At 66.5% G+C, this 26,176-nt stretch carries 32 protein-coding genes; 6 read left to right on the top strand and 26 right to left on the bottom strand.

Annotated elements, in window-relative coordinates:
- Window positions 1–30: 30 nt before the first annotated feature.
- The 15 genes from rpsQ to rpsL all read right to left on the bottom strand — a co-directional run bounded on the left by rpsQ (window position 31) and on the right by rpsL (window position 10,009).
- Window positions 31–291, bottom strand: a complete 261-nt coding sequence (gene rpsQ / locus CDO44_RS09585) for a 30S ribosomal protein S17 (protein WP_087780004.1) — start codon at window positions 289–291, stop codon at window positions 31–33.
- Between the two features lie 3 nt (window positions 292–294).
- Window positions 295–486, bottom strand: coding sequence for a 50S ribosomal protein L29 (rpmC, locus tag CDO44_RS09580; protein WP_087780003.1), 192 nt, complete (start codon window positions 484–486; stop codon window positions 295–297).
- 10 nt (window positions 487–496) lie between these two features.
- A complete protein-coding gene (gene rplP, locus CDO44_RS09575) occupies window positions 497–913 on the bottom strand; it encodes a 50S ribosomal protein L16 (RefSeq protein WP_087780002.1) in 417 nt (138 codons plus the stop codon).
- A 2-nt stretch (window positions 914–915) separates the two neighbouring features.
- A complete protein-coding gene (gene rpsC / locus CDO44_RS09570; protein WP_087780001.1) occupies window positions 916–1,782 on the bottom strand; it encodes a 30S ribosomal protein S3 in 867 nt (288 codons plus the stop codon).
- A gap of 9 nt (window positions 1,783–1,791) precedes the next feature.
- A complete protein-coding gene (rplV, locus tag CDO44_RS09565) occupies window positions 1,792–2,121 on the bottom strand; it encodes a 50S ribosomal protein L22 (protein WP_087780000.1) in 330 nt (109 codons plus the stop codon).
- Window positions 2,122–2,126: 5 nt separating this feature from the next.
- Window positions 2,127–2,402 (bottom strand): 30S ribosomal protein S19, encoded by a 276-nt coding sequence (gene rpsS / locus CDO44_RS09560; protein WP_087779999.1) that lies wholly within the window; start codon window positions 2,400–2,402, stop codon window positions 2,127–2,129.
- 12 nt (window positions 2,403–2,414) lie between these two features.
- Window positions 2,415–3,242 carry a 50S ribosomal protein L2 gene (gene rplB / locus CDO44_RS09555; RefSeq protein ID WP_087779998.1) on the bottom strand — a complete coding sequence of 276 codons (828 nt, stop codon included), beginning with the start codon at window positions 3,240–3,242 and terminating at the stop codon, window positions 2,415–2,417.
- The gene (gene rplW / locus CDO44_RS09550) at window positions 3,243–3,542 is read right to left on the bottom strand and encodes a 50S ribosomal protein L23 (protein WP_087779997.1); all 300 of its coding nucleotides are present in this window, start codon (window positions 3,540–3,542) and stop codon (window positions 3,243–3,245) included. It abuts the gene before it with no gap.
- Complete coding sequence (gene rplD / locus CDO44_RS09545; protein ID WP_087779996.1) at window positions 3,539–4,162, bottom strand: 50S ribosomal protein L4; 624 nt, start codon at window positions 4,160–4,162, stop codon at window positions 3,539–3,541. The genes rplW and rplD overlap by 4 nt, the downstream gene beginning before the upstream one ends.
- Before the next feature lie 2 nt (window positions 4,163–4,164).
- On the bottom strand, window positions 4,165–4,857 hold the full coding sequence (gene rplC, locus CDO44_RS09540; protein ID WP_087779995.1) for a 50S ribosomal protein L3: 693 nt from the start codon (window positions 4,855–4,857) through the stop codon (window positions 4,165–4,167).
- Between the two features lie 230 nt (window positions 4,858–5,087).
- Window positions 5,088–5,399, bottom strand: coding sequence for a 30S ribosomal protein S10 (gene rpsJ, locus CDO44_RS09535; RefSeq protein ID WP_087779994.1), 312 nt, complete (start codon window positions 5,397–5,399; stop codon window positions 5,088–5,090).
- A 184-nt stretch (window positions 5,400–5,583) separates the two neighbouring features.
- A complete protein-coding gene (tuf, locus tag CDO44_RS09530) occupies window positions 5,584–6,774 on the bottom strand; it encodes an elongation factor Tu (RefSeq protein WP_087779939.1) in 1,191 nt (396 codons plus the stop codon).
- A gap of 54 nt (window positions 6,775–6,828) precedes the next feature.
- Complete coding sequence (gene fusA, locus CDO44_RS09525) at window positions 6,829–8,931, bottom strand: elongation factor G (RefSeq protein WP_087779993.1); 2,103 nt, start codon at window positions 8,929–8,931, stop codon at window positions 6,829–6,831.
- 78 nt (window positions 8,932–9,009) lie between these two features.
- Window positions 9,010–9,480, bottom strand: a complete 471-nt coding sequence (rpsG, locus tag CDO44_RS09520) for a 30S ribosomal protein S7 (RefSeq protein ID WP_087779992.1) — start codon at window positions 9,478–9,480, stop codon at window positions 9,010–9,012.
- 151 nt (window positions 9,481–9,631) lie between these two features.
- Window positions 9,632–10,009 (bottom strand): 30S ribosomal protein S12, encoded by a 378-nt coding sequence (rpsL, locus tag CDO44_RS09515; protein ID WP_087779991.1) that lies wholly within the window; start codon window positions 10,007–10,009, stop codon window positions 9,632–9,634.
- A 483-nt stretch (window positions 10,010–10,492) separates the two neighbouring features.
- On the opposite strand from rpsL, the gene CDO44_RS09510 reads away from it, so the two are divergent.
- The 4 genes from CDO44_RS09510 (at window position 10,493) to CDO44_RS09495 (ending at window position 14,251) form a co-directional block, all read left to right on the top strand.
- Window positions 10,493–11,170, top strand: a complete 678-nt coding sequence (locus tag CDO44_RS09510; RefSeq protein WP_233146105.1) for a TetR/AcrR family transcriptional regulator — start codon at window positions 10,493–10,495, stop codon at window positions 11,168–11,170.
- 123 nt (window positions 11,171–11,293) lie between these two features.
- Window positions 11,294–12,349 carry an aromatic ring-hydroxylating dioxygenase subunit alpha gene (locus CDO44_RS09505; RefSeq protein WP_087779989.1) on the top strand — a complete coding sequence of 352 codons (1,056 nt, stop codon included), beginning with the start codon at window positions 11,294–11,296 and terminating at the stop codon, window positions 12,347–12,349.
- Window positions 12,350–12,390: 41 nt separating this feature from the next.
- Window positions 12,391–13,395, top strand: coding sequence for an ABC transporter substrate-binding protein (locus tag CDO44_RS27595; RefSeq protein WP_158213246.1), 1,005 nt, complete (start codon window positions 12,391–12,393; stop codon window positions 13,393–13,395).
- Window positions 13,396–13,435: 40 nt separating this feature from the next.
- Window positions 13,436–14,251 (top strand): TauD/TfdA family dioxygenase, encoded by an 816-nt coding sequence (locus tag CDO44_RS09495; RefSeq protein WP_087779987.1) that lies wholly within the window; start codon window positions 13,436–13,438, stop codon window positions 14,249–14,251.
- On the opposite strand, the gene CDO44_RS09490 is transcribed toward CDO44_RS09495, so the two are convergent.
- The 6 genes from CDO44_RS09490 to CDO44_RS09465 form a co-directional block, all read right to left on the bottom strand.
- The gene (locus CDO44_RS09490; RefSeq protein ID WP_087779986.1) at window positions 14,248–15,498 is read right to left on the bottom strand and encodes an NAD(P)/FAD-dependent oxidoreductase; all 1,251 of its coding nucleotides are present in this window, start codon (window positions 15,496–15,498) and stop codon (window positions 14,248–14,250) included. The two genes, CDO44_RS09495 and CDO44_RS09490, sit on opposite strands and share 4 nt — an antisense overlap.
- A 47-nt stretch (window positions 15,499–15,545) precedes the next feature.
- The gene (locus CDO44_RS09485; RefSeq protein WP_087779985.1) at window positions 15,546–16,289 is read right to left on the bottom strand and encodes an ABC transporter ATP-binding protein; all 744 of its coding nucleotides are present in this window, start codon (window positions 16,287–16,289) and stop codon (window positions 15,546–15,548) included.
- Window positions 16,282–17,031 (bottom strand): ABC transporter ATP-binding protein, encoded by a 750-nt coding sequence (locus tag CDO44_RS09480; RefSeq protein WP_087779984.1) that lies wholly within the window; start codon window positions 17,029–17,031, stop codon window positions 16,282–16,284. Before CDO44_RS09480 ends, CDO44_RS09485 begins: the two co-directional genes overlap by 8 nt.
- Window positions 17,024–18,046, bottom strand: a complete 1,023-nt coding sequence (locus CDO44_RS09475; protein ID WP_233146104.1) for a branched-chain amino acid ABC transporter permease — start codon at window positions 18,044–18,046, stop codon at window positions 17,024–17,026. The genes CDO44_RS09480 and CDO44_RS09475 overlap by 8 nt, the downstream gene beginning before the upstream one ends.
- A gap of 197 nt (window positions 18,047–18,243) precedes the next feature.
- Window positions 18,244–19,164 carry a branched-chain amino acid ABC transporter permease gene (locus tag CDO44_RS09470; protein ID WP_087779982.1) on the bottom strand — a complete coding sequence of 307 codons (921 nt, stop codon included), beginning with the start codon at window positions 19,162–19,164 and terminating at the stop codon, window positions 18,244–18,246.
- A gap of 12 nt (window positions 19,165–19,176) precedes the next feature.
- Complete coding sequence (locus CDO44_RS09465; protein ID WP_233146103.1) at window positions 19,177–20,370, bottom strand: ABC transporter substrate-binding protein; 1,194 nt, start codon at window positions 20,368–20,370, stop codon at window positions 19,177–19,179.
- Window positions 20,371–20,549: 179 nt separating this feature from the next.
- On the opposite strand from CDO44_RS09465, the gene CDO44_RS09460 reads away from it, so the two are divergent.
- Window positions 20,550–21,020, top strand: coding sequence for an Rrf2 family transcriptional regulator (locus tag CDO44_RS09460; RefSeq protein WP_087779981.1), 471 nt, complete (start codon window positions 20,550–20,552; stop codon window positions 21,018–21,020).
- Window positions 21,021–21,044: 24 nt separating this feature from the next.
- Here CDO44_RS09460 and CDO44_RS09455 read toward each other — a convergent pair whose 3' ends face one another.
- From CDO44_RS09455 to CDO44_RS09445, 3 genes are read right to left on the bottom strand one after another with little or no spacing between them, the layout of a single operon-like run.
- Window positions 21,045–22,283, bottom strand: coding sequence for a LysR substrate-binding domain-containing protein (locus tag CDO44_RS09455; RefSeq protein WP_087779980.1), 1,239 nt, complete (start codon window positions 22,281–22,283; stop codon window positions 21,045–21,047).
- Complete coding sequence (locus CDO44_RS09450) at window positions 22,283–22,948, bottom strand: cysteine hydrolase family protein (RefSeq protein WP_087779979.1); 666 nt, start codon at window positions 22,946–22,948, stop codon at window positions 22,283–22,285. Before CDO44_RS09450 ends, CDO44_RS09455 begins: the two co-directional genes overlap by 1 nt.
- A gap of 12 nt (window positions 22,949–22,960) precedes the next feature.
- The gene (locus CDO44_RS09445; RefSeq protein WP_233146102.1) at window positions 22,961–23,494 is read right to left on the bottom strand and encodes a 3-hydroxybutyryl-CoA dehydratase; all 534 of its coding nucleotides are present in this window, start codon (window positions 23,492–23,494) and stop codon (window positions 22,961–22,963) included.
- A gap of 239 nt (window positions 23,495–23,733) precedes the next feature.
- Between CDO44_RS09445 and CDO44_RS09440 the strand changes: the two genes are divergently transcribed.
- Window positions 23,734–24,714 carry a tripartite tricarboxylate transporter substrate binding protein gene (locus tag CDO44_RS09440; protein ID WP_087779978.1) on the top strand — a complete coding sequence of 327 codons (981 nt, stop codon included), beginning with the start codon at window positions 23,734–23,736 and terminating at the stop codon, window positions 24,712–24,714.
- An 8-nt stretch (window positions 24,715–24,722) separates the two neighbouring features.
- On the opposite strand, the gene CDO44_RS09435 is transcribed toward CDO44_RS09440, so the two are convergent.
- Complete coding sequence (locus CDO44_RS09435) at window positions 24,723–25,433, bottom strand: isochorismatase family protein (RefSeq protein WP_087779977.1); 711 nt, start codon at window positions 25,431–25,433, stop codon at window positions 24,723–24,725.
- 13 nt (window positions 25,434–25,446) lie between these two features.
- Complete coding sequence (locus CDO44_RS09430) at window positions 25,447–26,172, bottom strand: class II aldolase/adducin family protein (RefSeq protein ID WP_087779976.1); 726 nt, start codon at window positions 26,170–26,172, stop codon at window positions 25,447–25,449.
- Window positions 26,173–26,176 lie beyond the last annotated feature (4 nt).

Genomic DNA, 26,176 nt, shown 5'->3' with positions numbered 1-26,176 from the left:
AGCGCGAGTGCACTTTCCGCCGGCGATCGATCAGATAATGCGCGCGGCTTCCACCAGACGCACCACCGACCAGGCCTTGGTCTTGGAAACCGGACGGGTCTCCGAGATCTCGACCAGGTCGCCAGTCTTGTACTGGTTGGTTTCGTCGTGAGCGTGATACTTGTTCGAACGCACGACGATCTTGCCGTAGAGCGGGTGCTTCACGCGGCGCTCGACCAGCACGGTCACCGTTTTGTTCATCTTGTCGCTGACCACACGACCGGTCAGCGTCTTCAGCTTGGTTTCGCTCATGTTTTACTTCCCGGCTTTCTCGCGCAGCACGGTACGGACGCGCGCGATGTCGCGGCGGACCTTGCCGAGCTGGCTGGTGTTGGAAAGCTGCTGGGTAGCCAGCTGCATGCGCAGACTGAACTGAGCCCTAAGCAGACCCTCGAGCTCTTTGCCGAGCTCGGCAGCGTCTTTCGAACGGAGTTCGCTTGCCTTCATTGCTTTCTCCTTACGTCCCGAGGTGACGCGTCACGAAGACGGTCGAGATCGGGAGCTTGGCAGCGGCCAGGCGGAACGCCTCGCGCGCCAGTTCCTCGTTGACGCCTTCCATCTCGTACAGCACCTTGCCGGGCTGGATCTCGGCAACCCAGTACTCCGGGTTGCCCTTGCCGTTACCCATCCGGACTTCGGCGGGCTTCTGCGAGATCGGCTTGTCCGGGAAGACACGGATCCAGATACGGCCGCCACGCTTGATGTGGCGGGTGATGGCACGACGAGCCGACTCGATCTGGCGAGCGGTCAGGCGGCCACGACCCGTGGCCTTCAGACCGAATTCGCCGAACGAGACGTTGGCGCCGCGCGTAGCCAGGCCGGTATTGCGGCCTTTTTGTTCCTTGCGGTATTTCCTGCGCGATGGCTGCAGCATGCTTATTCTCCGTCTTTGGCAGGCGCGGCTGCCGCGTCGGCAGCCGGCTTGCGCGGCGCACGCCGGGCGCCGCCTTCGGGCGCGGCAGCAGCGGCTGCCTCGCCTTCGGGCCTGCGGCCGCCACGACCACGGCCGGCGCCGGGGCGGTTGCCCGGGCGATCGCCACGATCGTTACGCGGGCCGCGACGCGGCTTGCGCTCTTCGTCCTTGGTTGCTTCCGGGGCGGCAGCCAGTTCGGCCGAGCCCAGGGTGTCGCCCTTGTAGACCCACACCTTGATGCCGATCAGGCCATAGGTCGTGCCGGCTTCGGAAGTGCCGTAGTCGATGTTGGCGCGCAGGGTGTGCAGGGGCACACGGCCTTCGCGGTACCACTCGGTACGGGCGATTTCGATGCCGTTCAGACGACCCGAGCTCATGATCTTGATGCCCTGGGCGCCGAGACGCATGGCGTTCTGCATGGCGCGCTTCATCGCGCGGCGGAACATGATGCGCTTCTCGAGCTGCTGGGCGATCGAGTCGGCGATCAGCTGAGCGTCGACCTCCGGCTTGCGGATCTCTTCGATGTTGACGTGCACGGGCACGCCCATCAGGCGCTGCAGGTCGGCCTTGAGGATCTCGATGTCCTCGCCCTTCTTGCCGATCACGACGCCCGGACGAGCCGAGTACACCGTGACGCGTGCGTTCTTGGCGGGACGCTCGATGACCACGCGACCCACGGAAGCGCCTTTCAGCTTCTTCTTCAGGTATTCGCGGACCTTGATGTCTTCCGCCAGCATGCCGGCATAGGCGTTGCCGCTGGCGAACCAGCGCGACGACCAGTTACGGCTGACCGAGAGACGGAACCCGGTCGGGTGAATTTTCTGTCCCATCGTGGCTCCTTAGCTGCCGACCGTAACCACGATGTGGCACGTCTGCTTCTCGATCTTGACGCCGCGGCCCTTGGCGCGGGCGTCGAAACGCTTGAGCGAGGTACCCTTGTCGACGTAGATGGTTTTCACCTTCAGTTCGTCGATATCGGCACCATCGTTGTGCTCGGCATTCGCGATGGCGGATTCGACCGCCTTCTTGATGATGCCTGCGGACTTCTTGGGCGTGAACGTCAGAATGTTGATGGCCTGGGCCACCGACTTGCCGCGGATCATGTCCGCGACCAGACGGGCCTTCTGGGCCGACACGCGTACGCCACGGACTTTCGCTGTGGTTTCCATCGCGCTTACCTCTTGGCCTTCTTATCCGCGGCGTGACCCTTGAACGTACGGGTCAGCGCGAATTCGCCGAGTTTGTGACCGACCATGTTCTCGTTGATGTACACGGGAACATGCTGGCGGCCGTTGTGAACCGCGATCGTCAGACCGATGAACTCGGGCAGGATCGTGGAACGACGCGACCAGGTCTTGATCGGGCGCTTGTCTTTTCCGGCCGTGGACGCCTCGACCTTCTTCAGAAGGTGCAGGTCGACAAACGGGCCTTTTTTGATCGAACGTGACATGGCTCGCCTCGCTTACTTCTTCTTGCGCCGCTGGACGATCATATTGCTCGTCCGCTTGTTGCGGCGGGTCTTGAAACCCTTGGACGGAGTGCCCCAGGGGCTGACCGGTTCACGGGCTTCGCCGGTACGACCTTCACCACCACCGTGCGGGTGGTCGATCGGGTTCATGGCAACACCGCGAACGGTGGGGCGAATGCCGCGCCAACGGGTGGCACCGGCCTTGCCGATCTGGCGCAGGCCATGCTCTTCGTTGCTGACTTCGCCGATGGTCGCGCGGCACTCGATGTGCACCTTGCGGACTTCGCCCGAACGCAGGCGAACCTGGGCATAGGTGCCTTCACGAGCCAGCAGCACGGCCGACCCACCCGCCGAACGCACCATCTGGGCGCCCTTGCCGGGGATCATTTCCACGCAGTGGATCGTGCTGCCGACCGGGATGTTCCGGATCGGCAGGGTGTTGCCAGCGCGGATGGGCGCTTCGCTACCGGAGACCAGCGTGGCGCCGACTTCAAGACCGCGCGGGGCGATGATGTAGCGACGTTCGCCGTCGGCATAGCACAACAGAGCGATGTGCGCCGTACGGTTCGGATCGTATTCGATGCGCTCGACCTTGGCCGGGATGCCGTCCTTGGTGCGCTTGAAATCGATCACGCGATAGTGTTGCTTGTGACCACCGCCGCGGTGACGCGTGGTGATGTGGCCGTTGTTGTTGCGGCCGGCATTCTGCATCTGCTTTTCGAGCAGACTGTCGAGCGGGCGACCTTTGTGCAGGTGGGGGTGAACCACCTTCACCATCGCGCGGCGACCGGCGGAAGTCGGCTTCAGCTTGACGAGGGGCATTTACTTCACCTCCTGCGCAAAGTCGATTTCCTGACCCGGTTTCAGCGACACATACGCCTTGCGCTCGTTGCGGCGGCGGCCGATGAAGCGGCCAAAGCGCTTGACTTTGCCCTTGGTATTGAGAACCTGCACGGACTCGACCTGCACCTTGAAGAGCAGTTCGACGGCAGCCTTGATTTCCGGCTTGGTGGCGTCTTGCAGGACGCGGAAAGCCACTTGCTGGTTCTTGTCGGCGATGAACGTGCTCTTTTCAGAGACGATCGGCGCCAGCAGAACCTGGAGCAGACGGTCGTTGCTCATCCCAGCATCTCCTCGAGCTGAGCGATCGCGGGCTTGGTGATCAACACTTTGTTGTAGTGGATCAGCGACAGCGGATCGGCATAACGGGACTCGACCACCGCCACGTGCGGCAGGTTGCGCGTGGCCAGATAGAGGTTTTCGTCAACCGTATCGGTAATGATGAGGACCGAGTTCAAGCCCAGGCTCTTGAGCTTGTCGGCGGCCACTTTGGTCTTGGGCGAGTCGACGACGAAGTTCTCGACGATCGCGATCCGGTCTTCGCGGGCCAGTTGCGACAAGATGGAGCGCACACCGGCGCGATACATCTTCTTGTTCACTTTCTGGCTGAAGTTTTCTTCGGGCGAATTCGGGAAAATCCGGCCACCCCCACGCCACAGCGGCGAGGACGTCATACCGGCGCGGGCGCGACCCGTACCCTTCTGGCGCCACGGCTTCTTGGTCGTGTGCTTGACTTCGGCGCGGTCTTTCTGGGCGCGGTTGCCGCTACGGGCGTTGGCCTGGTAGGCGACGACGATCTGGTGCACCAGCGCTTCGTTGAATTCGCGGCCGAAAACGGTGTCGGGGGCGCTGACGGTTGCAGCGACCTGGCCCTGGTCATTCAGGAGCTTGAGATCTGCCATGTTCAGGCTCCTTTCACAGCGGGACGAACGACGATGTTCGCGCCGGCATGGCCCGGGACGGCGCCACGGACCAGCAGCAGGCCGCGCTCGGCGTCCACGCGGATCACGTCGAGGTTCTGCACGGTGCGGGTGACGTCGCCATAGTGCCCGGCCATTTTCTTGCCGGGGAACACGCGGCCCGGGTCCTGCGCCATACCGATGGAGCCGGCCGAGTTGTGCGACACCGAGTTACCGTGCGAAGCGCGGTTCGACGAGAAGTTGTGACGCTTGATCGCGCCCGAGAAGCCCTTACCGATGGTGGTGCCCGTCACGTCGACCTTCTGGCCGACCGAGAACACGGATTCCACGGCAATGACTGCGCCCGGAGCGAACTCGGCCGCTTTGGCCGGATCAAGGCGGAATTCTTTGAGCACGCTGCCCGCTTCCACGCCAGCTTTCGCGAAGTGGCCGGTGAGGGGCTTGGTGACGCGCGAAGCACGGCGCGTACCGAACGTGACCTGAACGGCGGCGTAGCCGTCCGTTTGCGGGGATTTGACCTGGGTCACACGGTTGTTCGACACGTCCAGCACGGTCACGGGGATGGACTCGCCATCGTCCGTGAAAATGCGGGTCATGCCAACCTTGCGACCCACCAGGCCGAGCCGGAATGCGGCTGGCGTGGAGGCCGTCGATTGGGTCGACATCGTTTTCTCCATTCCCGACTGCGATTGGCCGGGGCTAAAAATGGCGTCGCGCCTGAGCGCTGCGCCGAGACAGCGGCGCCCAAGAAGGCACCGCGCCAAACTCGACAGGTAGAGCGGATTCGCGCGCCCGGCAATATCCCCGGGACAAACGCAAAAGACGCCCGCAGGCAAACCCCACGGGCTAGCCGGCTAGTATAGCCCGCGCCCGACCGCCTTTTCAAGCGCCGGGCGCAAATACTACGTTATTGCAAAGCGATTTCCACATCCACGCCGGCCGGCAGGTCCAGGCGCATCAGGGCGTCCACGGTCTTGTCGGTGGGATCCACGATATCCATCAGGCGCTGATGGGTGCGGATCTCGAACTGGTCGCGCGACGTCTTGTTGACGTGCGGCGAACGCAGCAGATCGTAGCGGCGGATACGGGTCGGCAGGGGAACCGGACCACGAACCACGGCACCCGTGCGCTTGGCGGTCTCGACGATCTCAGCGGCCGACTGGTCGATGAGCTTGTAATCGAACGCCTTGAGGCGGATGCGAATCTTCTGCTTTTTCATGAAACTGTCCTAAAGAGCGATGAGGCGAGGGAACCTCGCCTCGAGTAGTAGTCAACACTGCTGGCACTACAACCACTCCCCTGCACTGCCGCTTCCTGATCCAGGAAACCGCGGATCCGGCTCTGCCGGTCCGCTGGTTTCGCCCCCTGGGGGGCGCGCGTCAGCGCGTACGGGGGGGTCTACCTCAAGCAATGATCTTGGCGACGACGCCGGCGCCGACCGTGCGGCCACCTTCACGGATGGCGAAGCGCAGGCCTTCTTCCATCGCGATCGGCGCCAGCAGCTTGACCGTGATCGACACGTTGTCGCCCGGCAGCACCATTTCCTTGTCCTTCGGCAGCTCGATCGTGCCCGTCACGTCCGTCGTACGGAAGTAGAACTGCGGACGATAGCCGTTGAAGAACGGCGTGTGGCGGCCGCCCTCTTCCTTGGACAGCACGTACACCTCGGCCGTGAAGTCCGTGTGCGGCGTGATCGAACCCGGCTTGGCCAGAACCTGGCCACGCTCGACGTCCTCGCGCTTGGTGCCGCGCAGCAGGATACCCACGTTGTCGCCCGCCTGACCCTGGTCCAGCAGCTTGCGGAACATCTCCACGCCCGTGCACGTCGTCTTGGCCGTGTCCTTGATCCCGACGATTTCGATTTCCTCGCCGACCTTGATCACGCCCCGCTCGATACGACCCGTCACCACCGTGCCGCGACCCGAGATCGAGAACACGTCTTCCACCGGCATCAGGAACGCACCGTCCACCGCACGCTCAGGCGTCGGGATGTACGAATCGAGCGCCGCCGCCAGCTGCAGAATCGCCTGCTCGCCCAGCTCGCCCTTGTCGCCCTCGAGCGCCAGACGCGCCGAACCCTTGACGATCGGCGTATCGTCGCCCGGGAAGTCGTACTTCGACAGCAGCTCGCGAACTTCCATCTCCACCAGTTCCAGCAGCTCGGCGTCATCCACCAGGTCCGCCTTGTTCAGGAACACGATGATGTACGGCACGCCTACCTGCCGCGACAGCAGAATGTGCTCGCGCGTCTGCGGCATCGGGCCGTCGGCGGCCGACACCACCAGGATCGCGCCGTCCATCTGCGCCGCACCCGTGATCATGTTCTTCACGTAGTCCGCGTGGCCCGGGCAGTCAACGTGCGCGTAGTGACGCGTCTCCGTCTCGTACTCCACGTGCGCCGTGTTGATCGTGATCCCGCGCGCCTTCTCTTCCGGCGCCGCGTCGATCTGGTCGTACGCCTTGGCTTCTCCGCCGAACTTGTTCGACAGAACCGTCGTGATCGCCGCCGTCAACGTCGTCTTGCCGTGGTCAACGTGACCGATCGTGCCCACGTTCACGTGCGGCTTGGTACGCTCAAACTTGCCTTTTGCCATGTTCTCTCTTCCTGCAGTTACCTGGAGGTTAAACGAATACTCTGCCCTGCCGCCTTACTTGGCGCGGGCCGTGATGATTGCGTCGGCGACGTTCTTCGGCGCTTCCGCGTAATGCTTGAATTCCATCGTGTACGTGGCGCGGCCCTGGGTCGCGGAACGCAGCGCGGTGGAGTAGCCGAACATCTCGGCCAGCGGAACCTCGGCCTTGATGATCTTGCCGCCGCCGACCATGTCGTCCATGCCCTGGACCATGCCGCGACGCGAGGACAGGTCGCCCATCACGGTACCGGCGTAGTCCTCGGGGGTCTCGACTTCCACGGCCATCATGGGTTCGAGCAGCACGGGGTTGGCCTTGCGCATGCCATCCTTGAATGCCATCGAAGCCGCCATCTTGAACGCGTTTTCGTTCGAGTCCACGTCGTGGTACGAACCGAAGAACAGCGTGACCTTGACGTCGACGACGGGGTAGCCGGCCATCACGCCAGCCGACAGGGTTTCGATACAACCCTTTTCCACGGCCGGGATGAATTCGCGGGGCACCACGCCACCCTTGATCGCGTCGACGAACTCGAAGCCGCCACCGGGCTCCAGCGGTTCGATCTTGAGCACGACGTGACCGTACTGGCCGCGGCCGCCCGACTGCTTGACGAACTTGCCTTCGGACTCCTCGCAGGTCTTGCGGATGGTTTCGCGGTAGGCCACCTGGGGCTTGCCCACGTTGGCTTCCACGCCGAATTCGCGCTTCATGCGGTCGACGATGATCTCGAGGTGGAGCTCGCCCATCCCGGAGATGATGGTCTGGCCCGACTCCTCGTCGGTGCGGACGCGGAACGACGGATCCTCGGCGGCCAGGCGGTTCAGGGCGATGCCCATCTTTTCCTGGTCGGCCTTGGTCTTGGGTTCGACGGCCTGCGCGATCACGGGCTCGGGGAACTCCATCTTTTCCAGCGTCACGATGGCTTCGGGGTCGCACAGGGTTTCGCCCGTGGTGACTTCCTTCAGGCCCACCGCGGCGGCGATGTCGCCCGCCAGCACTTCCTTGATCTCGTCGCGCTGGTTGGCGTGCATCTGCAGCAGACGGCCGATGCGCTCCTTCTTGCCCTTGATCGCGTTGTAGACGGTGTCGCCCGAGCTCAGGACGCCCGAATAGACGCGGATGAAGGTCAGCTGGCCGACGAACGGGTCGGTCATCAGCTTGAACGCCAGGGCGGAGAACTTCTCCTTGTCGTCGGCCTTGCGGACCACCGGCTGGTCGTTGTCGTCGGTGCCTTCGACCGGCGGGATGTCGACCGGCGAGGGCAGGAAGTCGATGACGGCGTCGAGCATGGCCTGCACGCCCTTGTTCTTGAACGCGGAACCGCACAGCATCGGCTGGATCTCGCCGGCGATGGTGCGCTGGCGCAGGGCGGCCTTGATCTCGTCCTCGGTCAGCTCGCCCGACTCGAGGTACTTGTTCATGAGGTCCTCGGACGACTCGGCGGCCGCCTCGACCAGCTTCTCGCGCCATTCGGTGCAGGTGTCCACCAGTTCGGCGGGGATGTCGCCGTACTCGAACTTGGTGCCCTGGCTGGCGTCATCCCACAGGATGGCCTTCATCTTGATCAGGTCGACCACGCCCCTGAACGAGTCCTCGGCACCGATGGGCACTTGCAGCGGCACGGGGTTGGCCTTCAGGCGCAGGCGCATCTGCTCGTACACCTTGAAGAAGTTCGCGCCGGTGCGGTCCATCTTGTTGACGAAGGCCAGGCGGGGCACGCCGTACTTGTTGGCCTGGCGCCAGACGGTTTCGGACTGGGGCTGGACGCCGCCCACCGCGCAATACACCATGCACGCGCCGTCGAGCACGCGCATCGAGCGCTCCACCTCGATGGTGAAGTCCACGTGCCCCGGGGTGTCGATGATGTTGAAGCGATGCTCGGGATAGTTGCCGGCCATGCCCTTCCAGAAGCAGGTCGTGGCAGCCGAGGTGATCGTGATGCCGCGCTCCTGCTCCTGCTCCATCCAGTCCATCGTCGCAGCGCCGTCGTGCACTTCGCCGAGCTTGTGGTTGACGCCCGTATAGAACAGGATACGTTCGGTGGTGGTGGTCTTCCCTGCGTCGATGTGCGCAGAGATGCCGATGTTGCGGTAGCGCTCGATCGGGGTCTTGCGGGCCATGATCGGATTTCCTTGGTGACTGGACTGTCGGCCCGCGACGATCGGCCGCGGGCCATTGAAAAACAAAGGGTGCTGTGCTTACCAGCGGAAGTGGCTGAACGCCTTGTTGGCCTCGGCCATCTTGTGGGTGTCGTCGCGCTTCTTGACGGCGCCGCCCCGGCCTTCGGAAGCGTCCATCAGTTCGCCCGCCAGGCGCAGGTCCATGGACTTCTCGCCACGCTTCTTGGCGGCCTCGCGAACCCAACGCATTGCCAGGGCCAGGCGGCGCACGGGGCGCACTTCAACCGGCACTTGGTAGTTGGCGCCGCCCACGCGGCGGCTCTTGACCTCGACGATGGGCTTGACGTTGCCGATCGCCTGACCGAACACCTCGAGGGGGTCTTTGCCGGTCTTGGTCTGGATCTGTTCGAGGGCGCCGTAAACGATGCGCTCTGCAACGGCCTTCTTGCCGGAGAGCATGACGACGGTCATGAATTTGGCGAGTTCCACGCTGCCGAACTTGGGATCGGGCAGGATTTCACGCTTGGGTACTTCGCGACGACGAGGCATTTCTACTTCCTATGTCTTCAGTTGAACCGCCGGCTTGCGCCCGCGGCCGTGGCCGGTCTAGAGAGCTTGCGCCCTGACGGGCCCCTTACTCGCGCCTGCCCTGCGAACCAGGACACGGCGACGGGACGGTGTTGCTGCGAGGCCGGATCGATCAGGCCTTCTTGGGACGCTTGGCGCCGTACTTCGAACGCGCCTGCTTGCGATCCTTCACGCCTTGCAGGTCGAGCGAACCGCGGACGATGTGGTAGCGCACGCCCGGGAGATCCTTCACCCGGCCGCCGCGCACGAGCACGACCGAGTGCTCTTGCAGGTTGTGGCCTTCGCCGCCGATGTACGAGATGACCTCGTAGCCGTTGGTCAGGCGCACCTTGGCGACCTTCCGCAGCGCCGAGTTCGGCTTCTTGGGGGTGGTGGTGTACACGCGGGTGCAGACGCCGCGACGCTGCGGGCTGCTTTCAAGAGCAGGCGACTTGCTCTTGGCGTGGCTGGATTCGCGCGGCTTGCGCACGAGTTGGCTGATAGTTGGCATAAGCCCTCTTCCGTAACCTTTTGGGGTCTTTGGGTTTGGTCTGCGGCCTACGTCACAAGGCCCAGACGCCTACAACAGCCGCCCGGCACGGCCTCGCGCAGGAAGCCGCCGCCGGGAAGACCGGAAGAGGAACATGCACGGGCCGCACGATCGTGCGGCATGAAATCACCTGCTGGGGGAGGAACGCCGCGACGCGGCTCTTGAGAAAGGCAGGATTTGCGGGACACCCGGGCACTTATACCAGCCGGATGTTGCAGTTCTGCGCATCAAAGAACGCGCGGCCCGGGCGAGCCGACTCCAGAGAGCTTGCCATAATAGCTTGGAGAAAGCGAGACTGTCAACGAATGGCACACTCCCCGTACCGTGGCGCACACAGTATAGGTCTCCGGGAAGGGAGCAAGGCCTGTTCACCCCGAAAGGAGCCCCGGGCAGGCCCTAGAATGGCACGTCTCCGACTCTCCCGCCACGATGCCGCCCGCGCACATGCCTCGAACCAGAAAAGACGCTCCGCCCGGCCGGCCGCGTGGGGCAGGCCGGCCGGTCGACAGCCAGTCGGTGGGCCGGGACCGGATCATCGAATGCACGGTCGAGCTCCTGAAACGCCGGACGCCGGAGGAGCTCACCATCCTGGAGATCGCCGCCGAGGCGGGCGTGAACCGGGCGCTGGTGCGCTATTACTTCGGCGACCTCAGGGGTCTGCTGCACGAAGTCACCGAACACCTGATGCGCCAGTTGCAGGACCGCATGGAGCTCGCGCTGCGCCAGCAGGGCTCGCTGCGCGAGCAATTGAAGACCCGGTTGACGCTGCGTCTGGAGTTCATGCGGCAGCATCCCCATTTCGAGCGGCTGGCGCTGGCCGAGATCTACCATGCCCCGCGCAGCGCCGACGCCGATCCCGCCGCGCCCACGCCCCTGCAGCGCGTCACCGAGCGCGGACTCGAGATTACCGCGATGCTGTTCCCCGAAGGCCAGCCGCCGGCCGTCGATCCGCGTTTCGTGCACCTGATCCTCATCGGCGTGCCCGCCTTCATGGCGACGGCCCAGCCGCTGCTGCATACCCTCTTCGGCGCCGGCCCCGAGGCCGAGGCCAGGGTAAAAGCCTACGTGGATTTCGTCGCCCGGATGCTGGAAGACCAGATCCGGCCGGCCGCCCCGGACTAGAGCCGCCTCAGGGTTCCCCCTCCCCCGCGCACGTTGACGCTCCACGCCACCCCCCTTATCCTGAGCTTAATTACCACTTATGGTAATTAAACTCAGGGACAACGCTCTCCCCCGGAGAATGCCTTGGAATATTTGCGCAACGCCTGGTATGCAGCGGCCGCCGAATCCGACGTCACCCGGAGCTTGCGGCGCAGGATCATCCTGGACGAACCCGTCGTGCTCTTCCGGCGGGAGGACGGCAGCCCGGCGGCCCTGGCCGACCGCTGCGCCCACCGCTTCGCCCCGTTGTCGCGGGGCGCCCTGCACGGTGATCAGTTGCAATGCGGCTATCACGGCTTGCGCTACGACGCCCAGGGCAATTGCGTGCACAATCCGCACGGCCCGCAGATCCCGGCCCATGCCGGCATCCGCGCCTATCCGCTGCTGGCGCGCTACGGCTTCATCTGGATCTGGCCCGGCGACCCGGCACGGGCCGATCCCCGCCTGCTGCCGGACCTGTCCCCGTTCGACCGCGGCGAAGGCTGGCGCGTCCAGCATGGCTACCTGGGCATCCGGGCCCACTACCAGTTGATCATCGACAACCTGCTCGATCTCAGCCACGTCGACTACTTGCACCCGGCCTTCACCACGGGCGGCGCCATCGGCAATACCCGCCACGAAGTCATCGAAACGGACGGAGTGGTGCATTCGAACCGCTGGAAACCCAATTGCACCGTCAGCCCGCTCCTGACCCGGTGCTGGGGCAGAATCCATGTCATCGGCGACGCCCGGTCGCGCATGCGCTGGCACGCGCCCGGCACCCTGTTCCTGGACATCGGCGCCACCGAACCCGGAGGCGAACCGCGCGACGGGGTCACGTTGTCGTTCCTGCACCTGCTGACCCCGGAAACCGCCACGCGCACGCATTACTTCTGGGCGGCCATCCGCAATCGCGCCGTGGACGACGTCGAGCTGACGAACTGGATACAGGCCACCACCGAGCGTGCCTTCGCCGACGAAGACGAGCCGATGATCGAGGCTCAGCAGGAGAACATCGGACCCGGCGTGGACATCGCCTCGCTGCGCCCGGTGTACCTGAGCCCGGACCTGGCGCCTGCCAAGGCGCGCCGCATCCTCGCCCGGCTGATCGAAGCCGAACGCGCCGCCGCACCGGCCGTCCGGTCCGCCGCCCGCGCCTGACTTCCCCGCCCCAACGCCGTCCACACGAAGGAGTCCGTGCCATGTCCTTGCCCCACCTACTGAAGCGGCTCGCGGGATCGCTGGCCTGTTGTTCGGTCCTGGCCGGAGCCGCCGCCCAGGCCGCGACCGCGCTCGAGGAAATCACCGTCCTGACGCCGGCGCCGCCGACGCTGCCGGGCTTCGCGCCCTGGATACTCGCCCAGTCCCGGGGGTACTTCCAGGAGCAGGGACTGAAGGTCAACCTGATGGCGGCCAACGGGGGCGGCGTACAGGTGGCCAAGCAGGTAGGCGCTGGCACGGCGCTGGCCGGGAGCTCGGTCGGCGATGCGCCACTCTTCCTGCGCCCGAACGGCATTCCCATCAAGGTCGTGGCGGTGCTGGGCGGCCATTCGCTGATGCAGGTCGTCGTCCATGCCGATGACGCCCGCATCAAGACCCCGGCCGACCTGCGCGGCAAGACGGTCACGGTGGGTTCTTACACCGATTCGATCTATTACAGTTTCCTGGGCATGCTCAAGCATTACGGCCTAGACAAGAAAGCCGTCAACATCCAGGCCGCGGGCCCCACCGGCGTCTGGAAGCTGTTCGCCACGCGCGAAGCCGACGCCATGGTCGCCACCCCGGACTGGGCGCTCGCCGCCGTCAATGCCGGGGCCAGGATACGCGTGTTCTATGGCGACGAAGTCTTCCCCGGCCTGCCCCAGGCCATCGTCGCCTCGGACGCAACCATACGCGAACGTCCCGAGCTGGTAAGAAAGGTGGTCAGCGCCACGCTGCGGGCCATGCGCGACATCATGCGCGACCCCGATGCCGCGGTCGGCGACTTCATCGAGGCCGTGCCGGCCTACAAGGACAAGCGGGAATATGTGGCGCAGATCATCGGCGCCTATGCCCGCGACGTCTATCCGGGCCAGGCGGTGCCCGGCAAGATGGACGCCGCGCTGCTGGCCAGGCTGCAGGACTTCTACATCAAGGAGGGGCTGCTGGCCAAGCGCGCGCCGCTGGACGACTTCTATACCGACCGCTTCGTGGGCGGCGACCGATAGCGCCTGCCCGCCCGCGCCTCTTCATCCGTCCGGAGACACCATGCATACCCGCCCCCTTACCCCGGCCATCGGGTCGGAAGTCCTCGGCATCGATCTCGCCGATGCCGCCGAGGTAACCCGCCACGCCGGTCCTTTGCGCGACCTGCTGGCCGAGCGCCAGGTCATTTTCTTCCGCGACCAGCGGCTCTCGCCCGACGCCCAGGTGTTTTTCGCGCGCGTGTTCGGCAACGTCGAGCCGGTATCTTCCACCTTCCCGTCGCACCCGGCCAATCCGTACGTGGAAATGCTGGTGACCCGCGGCAGGGAAACCGGGACCGACATCTGGCACGCGGACCTGACCTGGCAGCCCCGGCCGCCGGTGGCCGCCTGCCTGTACGCGGTGGACGTGCCCGAAGTGGGCGGCGACACCATGTGGGCGAGCATGACCGCGGCGCACGACTCGCTGGACGAAGGACTGCGGCGCTACCTGGCCGACATGACGGCCGTCCACCATTGGGAAGCGCCGGCCCTGGTGCACAACCTCAGGAACCAGCCCGACGGCGACGAGAAGTACCATGCCATGCGCCGCCGCTATCCGCCGGTGGACCAGCCGGTCTTCTTCACGCACCCCGTCACGGGCAGGCGCGTGGTGTTCGTCAACAGCCTGTACACCACGCGCATCAACCAGATGGGCCACGACGACGGGGCCCACATGCTGGCCTTCCTCGCGGGCCTGGCCCGCGTGCCCGAATGGCAGGTCCGGTTCAGCTGGCGCAAGGGCTCGGTCGCGGTATGGGACAACCTCGCCACCCAGCACTACGCGGTCAACGACTACTATCCCGCGCCGCGGACCATGCATCGGGTGTCGATCCGCTAGCGTCCGTCGGCGGCTCCCGCCAACCGGCGCACTTCCGGCGGTTCCTGCACCTGCGGCGCCGCGGCGGCGAGGATTTCCGCCCGGTCGCCGGAAAGGGGCGGATAGATGCGCAGGCGGTTGATGGTCCGCTTGGTCGCCTTGGCCGCTTCCCGGGTCGATATGACCCGGCGGTCCCAGCCGCCGGTATAGACCGCGCCCCAGCCGCCCAGGTCCAGCACGGTCACGTACCAGTCGATGCGCAGGGGCAGCATCGATTGGCCGATCAGGTCGGCCGCGGCGTTGTGACCGGCGTAGCGGCCCATGGGGCGGCCGTGCTGGCAGGACATGACCGAGGCATGCTCGCCGTCCAGCACCGCGCGGGCGGCATCGCCGGCGGCGAACACGTGGGGCAGCCCCCGTACGCGCATGAACTCGTCCACTTCCAGGCGGCCGAGCCGGTCCCTGGCGGCGGGGAACGCCTCACCCAGTTCGTTGGCCCGCATGCCGGCGCACCAGACCACGGTCGCCGCCGCCATCCTCTCCCCGCCGGCCAGCGTCACGCCGCGCGGGTCCACCGATTCAATGGCCACGCCCGTGCGCGTGTCCACGCCCAGCGCCGCCAGCGCCTCGACGATGACGGCCCGCGCCTCGTCGCCCATGTCCGGGCCGATGAGCGGGCTGGCGTCGGCCAGGATGACCCGGGGCGTTGGACGGTCGGACGCCTGGGCGGCCATTTTCGCCAACCGGCCGGGCAGCTCGGTCGCCAGTTCGATGCCGGTCAGGCCGGCCCCCACGACCAGCACGCGCAACCGGTCCGGCTCCCGGCCGTCCCGCGCCAGCGCGTGCAGGTGCGCGTCGAGCCGCTTGGCGCCATGGTAGGTGTCGATATCGAAGGAATGCTCGGCCAGGCCGGGAATGGACGGCCGCTGCAGCCGGCTGCCCAGCGCATGGACCAGGCGGTCGTAGCGAAGCTCCTGGACACCGGCGGCCGTGCGCACGCTGACGGCGCGGCGCTCGGTATCGATGCCGGCGACCACGCCGCGCAGGTGCTCGACCCCTATCGGATCGAGTACCTGCGCGAACGGGACGACCGTGGCATCCAGCTCCTCTTCATAATTGCGGACGCGGATGCTGTGGAAATCGTTCTGGTCGACCAGGGTCACGCGGACGGCGTCCTGGCCGATGCCGTGCTCGTCCAGCTTCCTGGCGGCGCCTATCGCGCTCCACAGCCCGGCGAAGCCTCCGCCCAATACGACGATCCGTTTCATCTAGATAGCTCCTTCGCTTTGAAAATAACGGGAATGGGTCGGCGCCGCTACATGCCGATGTAGTCGCGCACCAGCTCGGGACGGGCCTGCAGGGCCTGCGATGTGCCCCGCCAGACCACCATTCCCTTCTCCAGGATGTAATGACGGTCCGCCACCCGCAGCAGCGGTCCCAGGTTCTTGTCGATCACGAGCAGCGCGAGCCCCCGCCGCTTGAGCAGCTCGATGCAGCGCCAGATGTCTCCCCGCACCAGCGGGGCCAGCCCTTCGGTGGCTTCGTCCAGGATCAGCAGCTCCGGATTCGTCATCAGTGCGCGGCCGATGGCCAGCATCTGCTGCTCTCCGCCGGAAAGGTGGCAGCCCAGGTTCTGTTCGCGCTCGCGCAGCCGGGGAAACATTCCGTAGATGTCGTCCAGCGACCAGCACGGCCCCCGCCGCGACGGCCCGCGCGCCGTGGCGAGCAGGTTCTCGCGTACGGAGAGGTTCGGAAAGACGCGCCGCCCCTCGGGCACCAACCCCAGGCCGGCCCGCGCGATCTGGTGCGCGCCGAACTGCCGCAGGCTGCGGCCGCGCCATCGGACGTCGCCGCCCCGCAGGCGCAGCAGGCCCATGATGGTCTTTACCGTGGTCGACTTGCCCATCCCGTTGCGGCCGAGCAGGGCGACACATTCGCCGGCATGGATGTCGAGATCGACCCCGAACAACGCCTGGCTCGTGCCATATGCCGTCTCGACGCGGCGCAAGCACAGCAGCGGTTCCGCCCTCCCCGCGTCCGGCCCGCTCAACTCAGTCATTCCCTTCTCCCAAATAGGCGGTGCGCACGGCCTCGTCGCAACGTATCGCCGCCGGCGTGCCGCAGGCGATGGCCCGGCCGTACGACAACACGGTAATGCGGTCGGCCAGCGCAAAAACGGCGTCCATGTCATGCTCGACCAGCACGATGCTATAGAGGCCCTTCAGCTCGGCCAGCAACTCGACCAGGCCGGCCGACTCCTGCCGGCTCATGCCCGCCATCGGTTCGTCCAGCAGCAGGACTTCGGGTCGCATGGCCAAGGCCATGGCGATCTCCAACTGCCGCATCTCGCCGTGGGCCAGCGTTCCAGTGCGCCGCTGCGCGGCATGTCCCAGCCGCACCCGCTCGAGCGCCTCGCGCGCCGGCTTCGCCAGCCCCGCATCGCGGCCGGCGGGACGCCAGAACCGGAAACTGTGCCCCTGCCGGGCCTGCACGGCCAGCATCACGTTCTCGAGCACGGAGAACTCGCGGAACACCGAGGTGATCTGGTAGGAACGCCCCAGGCCCGCGAGCGCTCGCCGGTGGACCGGTGCGCGGGTGATGTCCCGCCCCTTCAACACGATGGCGCCGGCGTCCGGCGCGATCTCCCCGGCCAGCTGGTGGATGAGCGTGGTCTTGCCCGCCCCGTTGGGGCCGATCACGGCATGCAGCTCCCCGGATCTCAGCGTCAGGTCGAGGCCGTCCGTCACCACCAGGGCGCCGTAGCGCTTGACCAGTCCGCTCGCGTACAGGATGTCAGTCATCGGCCTTCCCCCCGGCCGTCAAGGCCCCATAAAGACCACGCCGGGCAAAGAGAACCACCGCCACGACGAACGCCCCGAAGAAGCCCAGCCAATGGGTGCGCACCAGATCGGCCACCGCCGGGGGCAGGTCGAGGGGCATGCCCGACAGGAACTCCTCGAGCAGCACGAAAGCCGCCGCGCCGACGATCGGCCCGAGCAAGGTCCCCATGCCGCCCAGCACGCACATCAGCACCAGGTCGCCTGACAGGGTCCAGCTCATGTACGAAGGCGAGGCGAACCGCGCGAGATTGGCCAGCAGGAACCCGGCGACCACCACGATCTGCGCCGACAGCACATAGGCGGCCAGGCGATAGCGAAAGGTCGGAAAACCCAGGGCGAGCATGCGGCGCGGGTTCTGCCTGCTGCCGCGCAGCACCATGCCGAAGCGCGAGTGGACGAGCCGATGCGACAGCCCGCACACCACCGCCAGCACGCCCAGCACCAGCAGGTAGAACTGGTAGGGATTCTCCAGGTCCAGGCCGGGTATCCGGCTGTGCATGGCGATGGTCAGCCCATCGTCGCCCCCGTACTGTTTCAGGCTGACCGCCAGGAAATAGAACATCTGCGCGAACGCCAGCGTGATCATGATGAATGCCATGCCGCTCGTCTTCAGGCAGACGAAGCCGACCGCCACGGCCACCGCCCCGCCGATGGCCAGCGCCACCGCCAGGTGCGCCGCGCCGGCCTCGACGCCATGCGCCGACAGAATGCCCACTGAATAGGCGCCGATACCCAGGTACATGGCATGGCCCAGGCTCACCATGCCGCCGTATCCCAGCACCAGGTTCAGCCCCGCGGCGGCCAGGCCGAGGATCATGATGCGCGCGACCAGGCCTAGCCAGAACGGCTGGCCGATCCAATACGCGACAGCCGGCACCAGGCACAGCGCGAGGAACACCGCGGCCGCCGGCAGCGCGCGCCGCAGTGCGGCCCGCCTGCCGGAGCCGGCGGTTGCCGGCGTGTCCAGGGACGGCACAAGCTTGGCAAAGCCGGACGGCCGGGCGGACGCGCTAACTGAACGGCCCTCCTGTCGCTGCGCGACATCCTCCCCAAGGGAGGGAGCGCGTCCTACGGACGGCCGGGCGGACGCGCTAACTGAACGGCCCTCCTGTCGCTGCGCGACATCCTCCCCAAGGGAGGGAGCGCGTCCTACGGACGGCCGGGCGGACGCGCTCATGCGACCCTCACAGGAAAAAGGCCATGGGGGCGCAAGGCCAGGACCAGCGCCATGAGAAGGTAGATGAGCATGGAGGCGATCGCGGGCCCCGCGGCCTGGGCAAGGGCCTTGTTCGCCAGCGCATCGAGGACGGCCGGCAGGAAGGCGCGGCCCAGGGTATCGATGAGGCCGACGATGAGCGCGCCGTAGAACGCCCCGCGTATCGATCCGATCCCCCCCGTCACGATCACCACCAGGGTCAGCACCAGCACGGGCTCGCCCATGCCCGGCTGGACCGACAGGATGGGACCGGCCATGACGCCCGCCAACCCCGCCAGCCCGGCGCCCAGGCCGAATATCAGCGCGTTCAGCAGCCGGATGTTCACCCCCAAGGCCCCCACCATTTCCGCGTCGGCGGCGCCGGCTCGGATCAGCATGCCCGCACGGGTTCGGTTGATGACGAGGTACAGCAGCAGCCCCGCCGCCAGTCCGACGGCGATGATGGCGAAGCGGTAGGCGGGATACGGGAAGCCGAACAGCTCGACGGTGCCCGCCAGGGCCGGCGGCACATTGATGTAGACCGGCGCGGACCCCCACGCGAACCGCACGAGTTCATTGAAGATCAGGATCAGGCCGAAGGTGGCCAGCACCTGGTCGAGATGGTCGCGCGTATACAGGCCGGCCAGCACGATGCGGTCGACCGCAAGCCCGACCAGTATCGTGGCAGGCACCGCCAGCGCGAGGGCCAGCGCGAACGAATCGAACCCATTGAGCATGGCGGCAGCCAGGTAGGCCCCGATCATGTAGAGCGAGCCATGGGCGAGATTGACGAAATTCATGATGCCGAAGACCAGCGTCAGGCCGGCCGACATCAGGAAGAGCAGGATGCCGAGCTGCAGGCCGTTCAGCACCTGGGTGGCAATGAGTTGAGCATTCATGGCGGGCGGCGGTCAGTCCATCGGGCATTCGGCATGGTAGGCATCGCGGTGGGCCGGAAGGGGCGTCGCGATGGTCTTGAGGGTGACCCGCCCGCGGGCGTCCTTCACCACCTTGAAGACATGCATGTCCTGGACGGGGAAGTTGTTATTGCCGAACTTGAACGTCCCCCGTACCGAAGGGAAATCCGCCAGCTTCAGCGCCGCCATGAAGGCTTGCTTGTCCGCCACGTTGCCGCCGGTCTGCTTCAGCGCCGAATCCAGCAGTTGCGCGCCGTCGTAGCTCTGGGCCGCGTAGTGCGAGGGGATGCGGCCGTACTTCTTCTCGAAGCCGGCGACGAAGGCCCGATTGGCCTCGTTGTCCAGGTCGGGCCCCCAGGCCGTGCCGGTGATCACCCCCAGCGCGCTGTCGCGCTGGGCCGGCAGGTTGATGGCGTCGGTGGTCGAGGCCGACAGCACCGGGATCTTGCCCAGCAATCCGGCCTGCTGATACTGGCGCAGGAAATTCACGCCCAGGCCGCCGGGGTAGAACACGAATACGGCATCCGGCTTCTTCGCGGCAATCTGGGTAAGCTCGGCGGAGAAGTCCTGCTGGCTGAGCGGCGTATAGATTTCGTCGAGCAGGGGCGCCTTGTAATAACGCTTGAAGCCGGTGACGAAGTCGAAGCCGGACTGGTAGTTGGGCACCATGGTGACGACCCGCTTGTAGCCCTTGGACGCCGCATAGTGGCCGACGACCTCGGCCTGCTGGTCGTTCTGCCACGAGGTGCTGAAGAAATAGGGAGAACATCCCTTGCCCGCGAGCTGGCTGGGACCCGCGTTGGTGCCGATCAGGAAGACTTTCTTCTGGGTGATGCGCGGATGCACGGCCAGCATCACGTTGGAGAACGTGACGCCGACGACGATGGGAACATCGTCCCTGCCGGTCAGGCTTTCGGCCAGCTGGACGCCGACTTCCGGCTTGAGCTGGCTGTCGGCCTTGACCACGCTGATTTCCCTGCCGCCGAGCTTGCCGCCATTGCGATCAAGGTAGAGCATGAAGCCGTCGTACATATCCTGCCCCAGCGCGGCTTGCGGGCCCGAGAGCTCCGCCATGAAACCGATCTTGAGCTTCTCCTGGCCTGCCGCCTGCGCGCAGGCCAGCGGCACCAGCGCCAGGCAGGCGCCGATCCACGCCCGCATCCGGGCCCGGCGATAACCGTCTTTCATGATGTCTCCTTCCGCCCGCCTCGCGGACGTTGTCGTTGTTGGGCCGCATAACGCCGACACGGCCATAATCTAGATAAAAAATAACCAGATAATGGGCGAATTCTGGGACGATTTCGGGCGCTAGCCAATCCCAATCTGGATGTGTATAGTCCGGATTATCCATTAAGGGAATTTTCGACATGAGGATGAGCGAAGGCGTGGAATGGGGCCTGCACTGCTGTGTGGCCCTGGGGTGGATAGGCCAGGACGAGGTCGTCTCGACGGCCAGGCTGGCAGCCAAGTTCAACCTGCCGGCGGCTTACCTGAACAAATCCCTGCAGGCGCTCGCGCGCGCCGGCATCCTGGCGTCGTCGGCCGGCCCCAAGGGAGGCTTCCGCCTGGCCCGGCCGCCGGCCAAGATCACGCTGCTGGAAGTCGTGGACGCGATCGAAGGCGCGGAGGCCGCCTTCCGCTGCACCGAGATCCGCCAGAACGGCGAAGGCGCGGCGCCGCCCGCCGAATGCCGACGGCCCTGCGCTATCGCCTCGGCCATGCGCAGCGCCGAGGCGGCGTGGCGCAAGGAACTGTCGCGGCAGACGATCGCCATGATCATGGACAAGGCGCCCAAGACGGCTGCAGAACGCACCATCCGCTGGCACGCCTACGCCTGATCGCGCTGGCGGCGGTACCCGCCGTCACGGCGCTGTCCCGCGCTTGCCTTCCCCCGATTCGTCGCGGCACACCTGGCGGATCTCCTCGATCAGCAATTGCGCTCCGGGCGACGAATGCTCCTGCGTGCGGCGCAGGATACCCATGGAGCGCTCGGTGCCCGCCAGCGCCACCGACAGCTCGACCAGGATGCCCGCCCGCAGCTCGTGAGGAAACAGCTGGCGCGAGGCCGCCGACACCATGTCGGTCTCCAGCAGAAGGCCGCGGATCAGGGAAATGTCCGACGACTCCACCGCCACCTGCGGCTCCGGCAGCCCGTGCTGCGCCAGACAAGCTCCCAGGGCCTCGCGCGTCGGCGTTCCCTGCCGGGGCAGCACCCACGCGGCCTCCATCAGGTCGGCCAGGTCCAGGGCAGCGGCCGCGGCCAGCGGATGATCGCGGCGCGCCAGCACCACCATGGGCTCGCGCATCAACTGCTCGACCACCAGCGCGTTTTCCAGCGGCTCCACCGGCAGCGCGCCCACCAGGAAGTCCACATCGCCGAGCCTCAACCCGGCCACCAGCGTGTCCAGGGGCGCCTCGAGCGTCCGCACCTGGAGGCGCGGGTGCCGCGCCAGTACCCGGCCGATCGCCACGGGCAGCACGTAGGGCCGGCTGAACGGCAGCGCGCCCACCACTACCAGCCCCTCGATCACGCCCTTGAGCGCGGAGATCTCGGTGCCGGCCAGGCGCAGTTGCGCCAGCGCCCGCTTCACATGCGCCAGCAGCAGCTCGCCGCTCTCGTTCAATGCCACGCCCGCATGCGCCCGGTCGAACAGGGGCACGCCGACGCTGGCCTCCAGGTCATACAGCGCCATGCTGGCGGCAGGCTGCGAGACTCCCACCGCCGCCGCAGCCGTGCTGATGTGCTTGCGCTCGGTGAAGGCGAACAGCAGCTCCAGGCGCCGCTCGTGCACCGCCAGGGAGAAGAACGGCGCGGTACGCAGCCGCGATACCGACCCGGGATAGCGCTCGCACAGGGCGTCGCAGGCCTGCTGGAGTTCCGCGAACGCCAGCTTGGTCCGCCGGTGCAGCGCCTGGCCGAAATCCGTCAGCAGCCACTGGCGCGCGCTGCGCTCGAACAGCGCGACGCCGAACCAGCCCTCCAGTTCCTGCACCGAACGCGACACGGCCGACTGCGCGCGGCGCAACTCCTCGCTCGCGCGGGCCAGGTTGCCATGGCGCACGACGGCCAGGAAGGGACGCAGGTGCTTGGTGTGCAGCATCAGAGCGCCGGCAGCGCGTCGGCCGCGGCGTTCCTGCCGAACAGCCTCAGCAGTTCGGCGGAAGTCGTGACCTCGCCGAAGTTCACCCTGACCGTCGACAGTGTGCCCTCGTGCCCCACCGGATTGCCGCTGCCCACGCAATCCTCGGCCACGACGATGTGATAGCCCAGGAAGAACCCGTGCCGAAGCGTGGAATCGACGCAGACATTGGTGGCGACGCCGGTCATCACGAGCGTCCTGATGCCCCGCGCCAGCAACTGCGCGTGCAGGCCGGTCTCGTGGAAGCCGCTGAACGTATGCTTGTCCACGACGATGTCCCCATCCCGCGGATGGATGCGGAAGAAGTCCGCGCCCCAGCTTCCCTCCATGCAGCAGCCCTCGCCGTCCCTCATGGCGACGTGGGCGTCGGCCAGGTACTTGAAGTCGTAGACCGAACGCAGCCAGGCGACGGTGGCTCCCGCTCGCCTGGCCTCATCGGCCAGCACGCCGATCCGGTCCGCGATGGCCGCGTTCTCGTCCACCTGGATGGGATGGCGCCCGCTCTCTGCCCGGGTTCGCTGCAGATAGCCGCCCTGGGCGCAGAAATCGTTCTGCATGTCGACGACCAGCAGGGCGGTATGCCGCGGCTGCACTTTTTCGGCCAGCGTGCGTAGGATATTGCTCATGGCTGCCCCTGCTCAGCGGTCCGGCATGATGGTGCCGCACTTCTTGCAGGTCCGGAAGTCCAGCGACCCCCAGAAATTGTCGTAGGCGCGCGAGACCGGATCCGTGCCGTAATCGCTGACGACGAAGGTTTCCTCGTGCAGCAGGTTGTCGCACGACGGGCAGAACCAGTGGAAGCGGTCCACCTCGCCCGGGCGGCGCCTGCGCTCGATCACGAGCTGGAACGCGTCCGGCGGGAAGCGCGGCGAATGCGGCACCATGGGCGGCTGGTACAGGCAGTGCCCCTCGGGCACCACGGCCACCTTCTCCACGCCTTCCGGCGTGCGGTAATGCAGGTGCAGATCGCCCTTCAAGGAATACTGCATCTCGTGGCTGGGATTCAGGTGAAACTCGCTGCGATATTCGCGGCCGCGCGCGATGAAGCACAGGCAGTCGTCCTCCTGCCACAGCGGATAGGTCCGGCGCGCTTCGTTGTGCCGCAGATGCTCCATGATTTCCTGCAGGTCGATTTGCGGCATGGGAAGCTGCAGGGAGGGAAACAGTTTCATCGCTATGTCCTGGTAATGATTCCCCCCATTCTCGGCCGGGCGCAGCGCCCGCGCCAGCCGGCATCGCTTCTGCCTGGGACGAAAAAACTTATGCTTCGCCCGGCGGCCATCAAAATGCTTCTGCCGATCCCGAAAGCGCTTATGCGCCGCCACACCCCGAACCGGCGATGGCACAGTGGCGGGACCGCCCCCCCCCCCCACGGCGCGGCGGCCTTGCTCAACCCTCGGGACTCCGGATCATGAAAACGCCAATAATCCATTCCATGCTTGCGGCGATCGCGCTGGCGCTCTGCGGCGCATCTCCCGCCCATGCCCAGGACTACCCCGCCAAGCCCGTGCGGATAGTCTCGACCTTCCCCGTGGGCAGCGGCCCGGACGTCGCGCTGCGCCTGGTCGCCGACCGGTTGTCCGGGAAATGGGGGCAATCGGTGATGGTCGAGAACAAGCCGGGCGGCAACGGCTTCATCGCGATCGAGGCCGTCAAGCGCAGCCCCGCCGACGGCTATACCCTGCTCCAGATGGATAACGCGCAGACCAGCGCCCACCCCTATCTGTTCAAGAAGCTGCCCTACGACCTGATGCGCGACTTCGAGCCGATCACGCCCATGCTGCGCAATTATTTCTTCGTGGTCGTGCCCATGGACAGCCCGTTCCGCGGCATGGGCGACCTGCTCCAGGCGGCGCGCGCCAGGCCGGGCTCGGTCACCTACGGTTCCTGGTTCGTGGGCAGCCCTGGACACATCGGCGGCGCCATGCTGGAGCAGGAAGCAGGGGTGGAGATGATGCACGTCCCCTACAAGGAAATGGGCCAGCTTTATGCGGCGGTGGCGAACAAGGAGCTGACCTGGGCCTTCGGCAGCGGCGGCAGCGCCGGCCCGCTGCAGCGGGCCGGCAAGGTGCGCTACCTGGCGGTATCGGCTCCCCGGCGCCTGGCCGGCTTCCCGGACGTCCCCACCGTCGCCGAATCGGGCGGACCGGCCGGCTTCGATCTGGCGGGGTCCGTGGCGCTGCTGGCGCCCAAGGGCACGCCCGTGGCGGTCGCCGACAAGGTCCAGCGCGACGTGGCGCAGGTATTGCGCGATCCGGAGGTCCTGAAGCGCTATGACGCGATGTTCTATGAACCCTACGCGCTGGAACGCGCCGAGTACGTGAAAGAACTGGCCGACGAGACCCGGCGCTTCGGGCAGGTGCTCAAGCGGCTGAACATCGCGCTGGACTGAAGAACCGGTCAGGCCGGCGCGCCGAAATGCGCCAGGATGTCCGCCGTGTCCAGCACGTCCGCGTACTTGGCATGCATGTCCAGCAGGCTCATCGCATGGCTGGATTGCAGGCGGTCGAAGCAGGCGTCGGCGGCGACGGCGATGCGGTAGTTGGCGCTGAAGCCGTCCACGACCGTGGCGCGCACGCAGCCCGAGGTGCTGCCGCCCGCCACGACCAGCGAATCCGCGCCCAGCAGGGTCAGATAGGACTGCAGCGGCGTCGCGAAAAAAGCCGACGGCTTCTGCTTGCCGATGACGAGGTCGCTGGGCTGCGGCGCGATCTCGCGGACGATCTCGTCATGGTGCAGGTCGGACAGGGGCTGCGGCGCCTCCTGCGGCCGCGACCGGGCGTGCTTCCAGAGCCAGGAGCCCATGTCCCATTTGTCGTCCCGGTAGGCCCCCCGCGTGTAGATGACGGGCCGCCGCTGCGCGCGGAAGGCGGCCAGAAGCGCGCGGATGCGCTCGATGGCGTCCCAGCTGGCCTCGCCGCAGGAGTTGGGCCAGCGGCGGATGGAGTCGACGATGGGTTCGCGCCGGTCGCCGCAGAAGCCATAGGTGGCGTCCACGACCACCAGCGCCGGACGCTCGCCGAATCCCATGCGGGCGCCGTAGCCCGACAACTCGATGATCTCGCGGTCGCGAGGCGTCAGGTGCGAATACAAGGATTCGAGCGTGGCCATGTCCAGGATTCCCCTAAGCGAAGAGCACGGCGTCGCCGCGCGCCTTTTCCTGCCACGCGAGCTTGCGGACGAAATAGTTCCACGAGTGCTCGACGTGGATCGGGGTCATGATCTGCTCGCGCCGGCGGCGTCGCACGGGCGGCATGGGAAAGGTCGCCTCCGTCCGCATCTGCGAGCCCAGCACGTGGATGCGCGCGGCGCGTTCCAGGAATACGCCCACGCAGACGGCATGGGCGATGGACGTGCCGCAGAAAGTGACGCCGTGGTTGGCCATCAGCACCGCGAAATGCGGCCCCAGGGTCCGGGCCAGGGCGGCGCCCTCCTCCTCGGTCCTGAGCAGCGCCGCTTCGTCCCGGTGGCAGGGCAGCTCGTCGAAATAGTCGGCGTCCAGCGTGAAAGGCGCGAGCGAGGTGCCGAAGGACGACAGGATGCTGGCGTGGAAGGGATGGGTGTGGGCGACCACGTGGACGTCGGGACGCGCCTTCAGGATCTCGGAATGGATGGGCCATTCCGAGTGGCGGCCGCCTTCCCCGGCCAGCTTGGCGCCATCATGGCCGACCAGCACGAAATCGCGGGCCGACAGGATCTCGCCCAGGCCGCGGGCGTTGCGCTTGAGCCAGAAGCCGCGCCCCTGCGGATCGCGCAGCGACAGATGGCCCAGCGTCATGTCGCCGTGGCCCTCCATCTCGAGGATGCGGCAGGCCGTCGCCAGTTGGTCCAGTTGTTCTTCGAGTGACATCGCG

The organism is Pigmentiphaga sp. NML080357, from assembly GCF_002188465.1.
Classification (GTDB): domain Bacteria; phylum Pseudomonadota; class Gammaproteobacteria; order Burkholderiales; family Burkholderiaceae_B; genus Pigmentiphaga.
This window is presented reverse-complemented; position numbering and strand designations above follow the sequence as displayed.

Bases quoted from the DNA above. Each gene is read 5' to 3' on its own strand.
- rpsQ (WP_087780004.1), bottom strand. From the start codon at position 291: ATGAGCGAAACCAAGCTGAAGACGCTGACCGGTCGTGTGGTCAGCGAC.
- rpmC (WP_087780003.1), bottom strand. From the start codon at position 486: ATGAAGGCAAGCGAACTCCGTTCGAAAGACGCTGCCGAGCTCGGCAAA.
- rplP (WP_087780002.1), bottom strand. From the start codon at position 913: ATGCTGCAGCCATCGCGCAGGAAATACCGCAAGGAACAAAAAGGCCGC.
- rpsC (WP_087780001.1), bottom strand. From the start codon at position 1,782: ATGGGACAGAAAATTCACCCGACCGGGTTCCGTCTCTCGGTCAGCCGT.
- rplV (WP_087780000.1), bottom strand. From the start codon at position 2,121: ATGGAAACCACAGCGAAAGTCCGTGGCGTACGCGTGTCGGCCCAGAAG.
- rpsS (WP_087779999.1), bottom strand. From the start codon at position 2,402: ATGTCACGTTCGATCAAAAAAGGCCCGTTTGTCGACCTGCACCTTCTG.
- rplB (WP_087779998.1), bottom strand. From the start codon at position 3,242: ATGCCCCTCGTCAAGCTGAAGCCGACTTCCGCCGGTCGCCGCGCGATG.
- rplW (WP_087779997.1), bottom strand. From the start codon at position 3,542: ATGAGCAACGACCGTCTGCTCCAGGTTCTGCTGGCGCCGATCGTCTCT.
- rplD (WP_087779996.1), bottom strand. From the start codon at position 4,162: ATGGCAGATCTCAAGCTCCTGAATGACCAGGGCCAGGTCGCTGCAACC.
- rplC (WP_087779995.1), bottom strand. From the start codon at position 4,857: ATGGAGAAAACGATGTCGACCCAATCGACGGCCTCCACGCCAGCCGCA.
- rpsJ (WP_087779994.1), bottom strand. From the start codon at position 5,399: ATGAAAAAGCAGAAGATTCGCATCCGCCTCAAGGCGTTCGATTACAAG.
- tuf (WP_087779939.1), bottom strand. From the start codon at position 6,774: ATGGCAAAAGGCAAGTTTGAGCGTACCAAGCCGCACGTGAACGTGGGC.
- fusA (WP_087779993.1), bottom strand. From the start codon at position 8,931: ATGGCCCGCAAGACCCCGATCGAGCGCTACCGCAACATCGGCATCTCT.
- rpsG (WP_087779992.1), bottom strand. From the start codon at position 9,480: ATGCCTCGTCGTCGCGAAGTACCCAAGCGTGAAATCCTGCCCGATCCC.
- rpsL (WP_087779991.1), bottom strand. From the start codon at position 10,009: ATGCCAACTATCAGCCAACTCGTGCGCAAGCCGCGCGAATCCAGCCAC.
- CDO44_RS09510 (WP_233146105.1), top strand. From the start codon at position 10,493: ATGCCTCGAACCAGAAAAGACGCTCCGCCCGGCCGGCCGCGTGGGGCA.
- CDO44_RS27595 (WP_158213246.1), top strand. From the start codon at position 12,391: ATGTCCTTGCCCCACCTACTGAAGCGGCTCGCGGGATCGCTGGCCTGT.
- CDO44_RS09495 (WP_087779987.1), top strand. From the start codon at position 13,436: ATGCATACCCGCCCCCTTACCCCGGCCATCGGGTCGGAAGTCCTCGGC.
- CDO44_RS09490 (WP_087779986.1), bottom strand. From the start codon at position 15,498: ATGAAACGGATCGTCGTATTGGGCGGAGGCTTCGCCGGGCTGTGGAGC.
- CDO44_RS09485 (WP_087779985.1), bottom strand. From the start codon at position 16,289: ATGACTGAGTTGAGCGGGCCGGACGCGGGGAGGGCGGAACCGCTGCTG.
- CDO44_RS09480 (WP_087779984.1), bottom strand. From the start codon at position 17,031: ATGACTGACATCCTGTACGCGAGCGGACTGGTCAAGCGCTACGGCGCC.
- CDO44_RS09470 (WP_087779982.1), bottom strand. From the start codon at position 19,164: ATGAATGCTCAACTCATTGCCACCCAGGTGCTGAACGGCCTGCAGCTC.
- CDO44_RS09465 (WP_233146103.1), bottom strand. From the start codon at position 20,370: ATGAAAGACGGTTATCGCCGGGCCCGGATGCGGGCGTGGATCGGCGCC.
- CDO44_RS09460 (WP_087779981.1), top strand. From the start codon at position 20,550: ATGAGGATGAGCGAAGGCGTGGAATGGGGCCTGCACTGCTGTGTGGCC.
- CDO44_RS09455 (WP_087779980.1), bottom strand. From the start codon at position 22,283: ATGCTGCACACCAAGCACCTGCGTCCCTTCCTGGCCGTCGTGCGCCAT.
- CDO44_RS09450 (WP_087779979.1), bottom strand. From the start codon at position 22,948: ATGAGCAATATCCTACGCACGCTGGCCGAAAAAGTGCAGCCGCGGCAT.
- CDO44_RS09445 (WP_233146102.1), bottom strand. From the start codon at position 23,494: ATGAAACTGTTTCCCTCCCTGCAGCTTCCCATGCCGCAAATCGACCTG.
- CDO44_RS09440 (WP_087779978.1), top strand. From the start codon at position 23,734: ATGAAAACGCCAATAATCCATTCCATGCTTGCGGCGATCGCGCTGGCG.
- CDO44_RS09435 (WP_087779977.1), bottom strand. From the start codon at position 25,433: ATGGCCACGCTCGAATCCTTGTATTCGCACCTGACGCCTCGCGACCGC.
- CDO44_RS09430 (WP_087779976.1), bottom strand. From the start codon at position 26,172: ATGTCACTCGAAGAACAACTGGACCAACTGGCGACGGCCTGCCGCATC.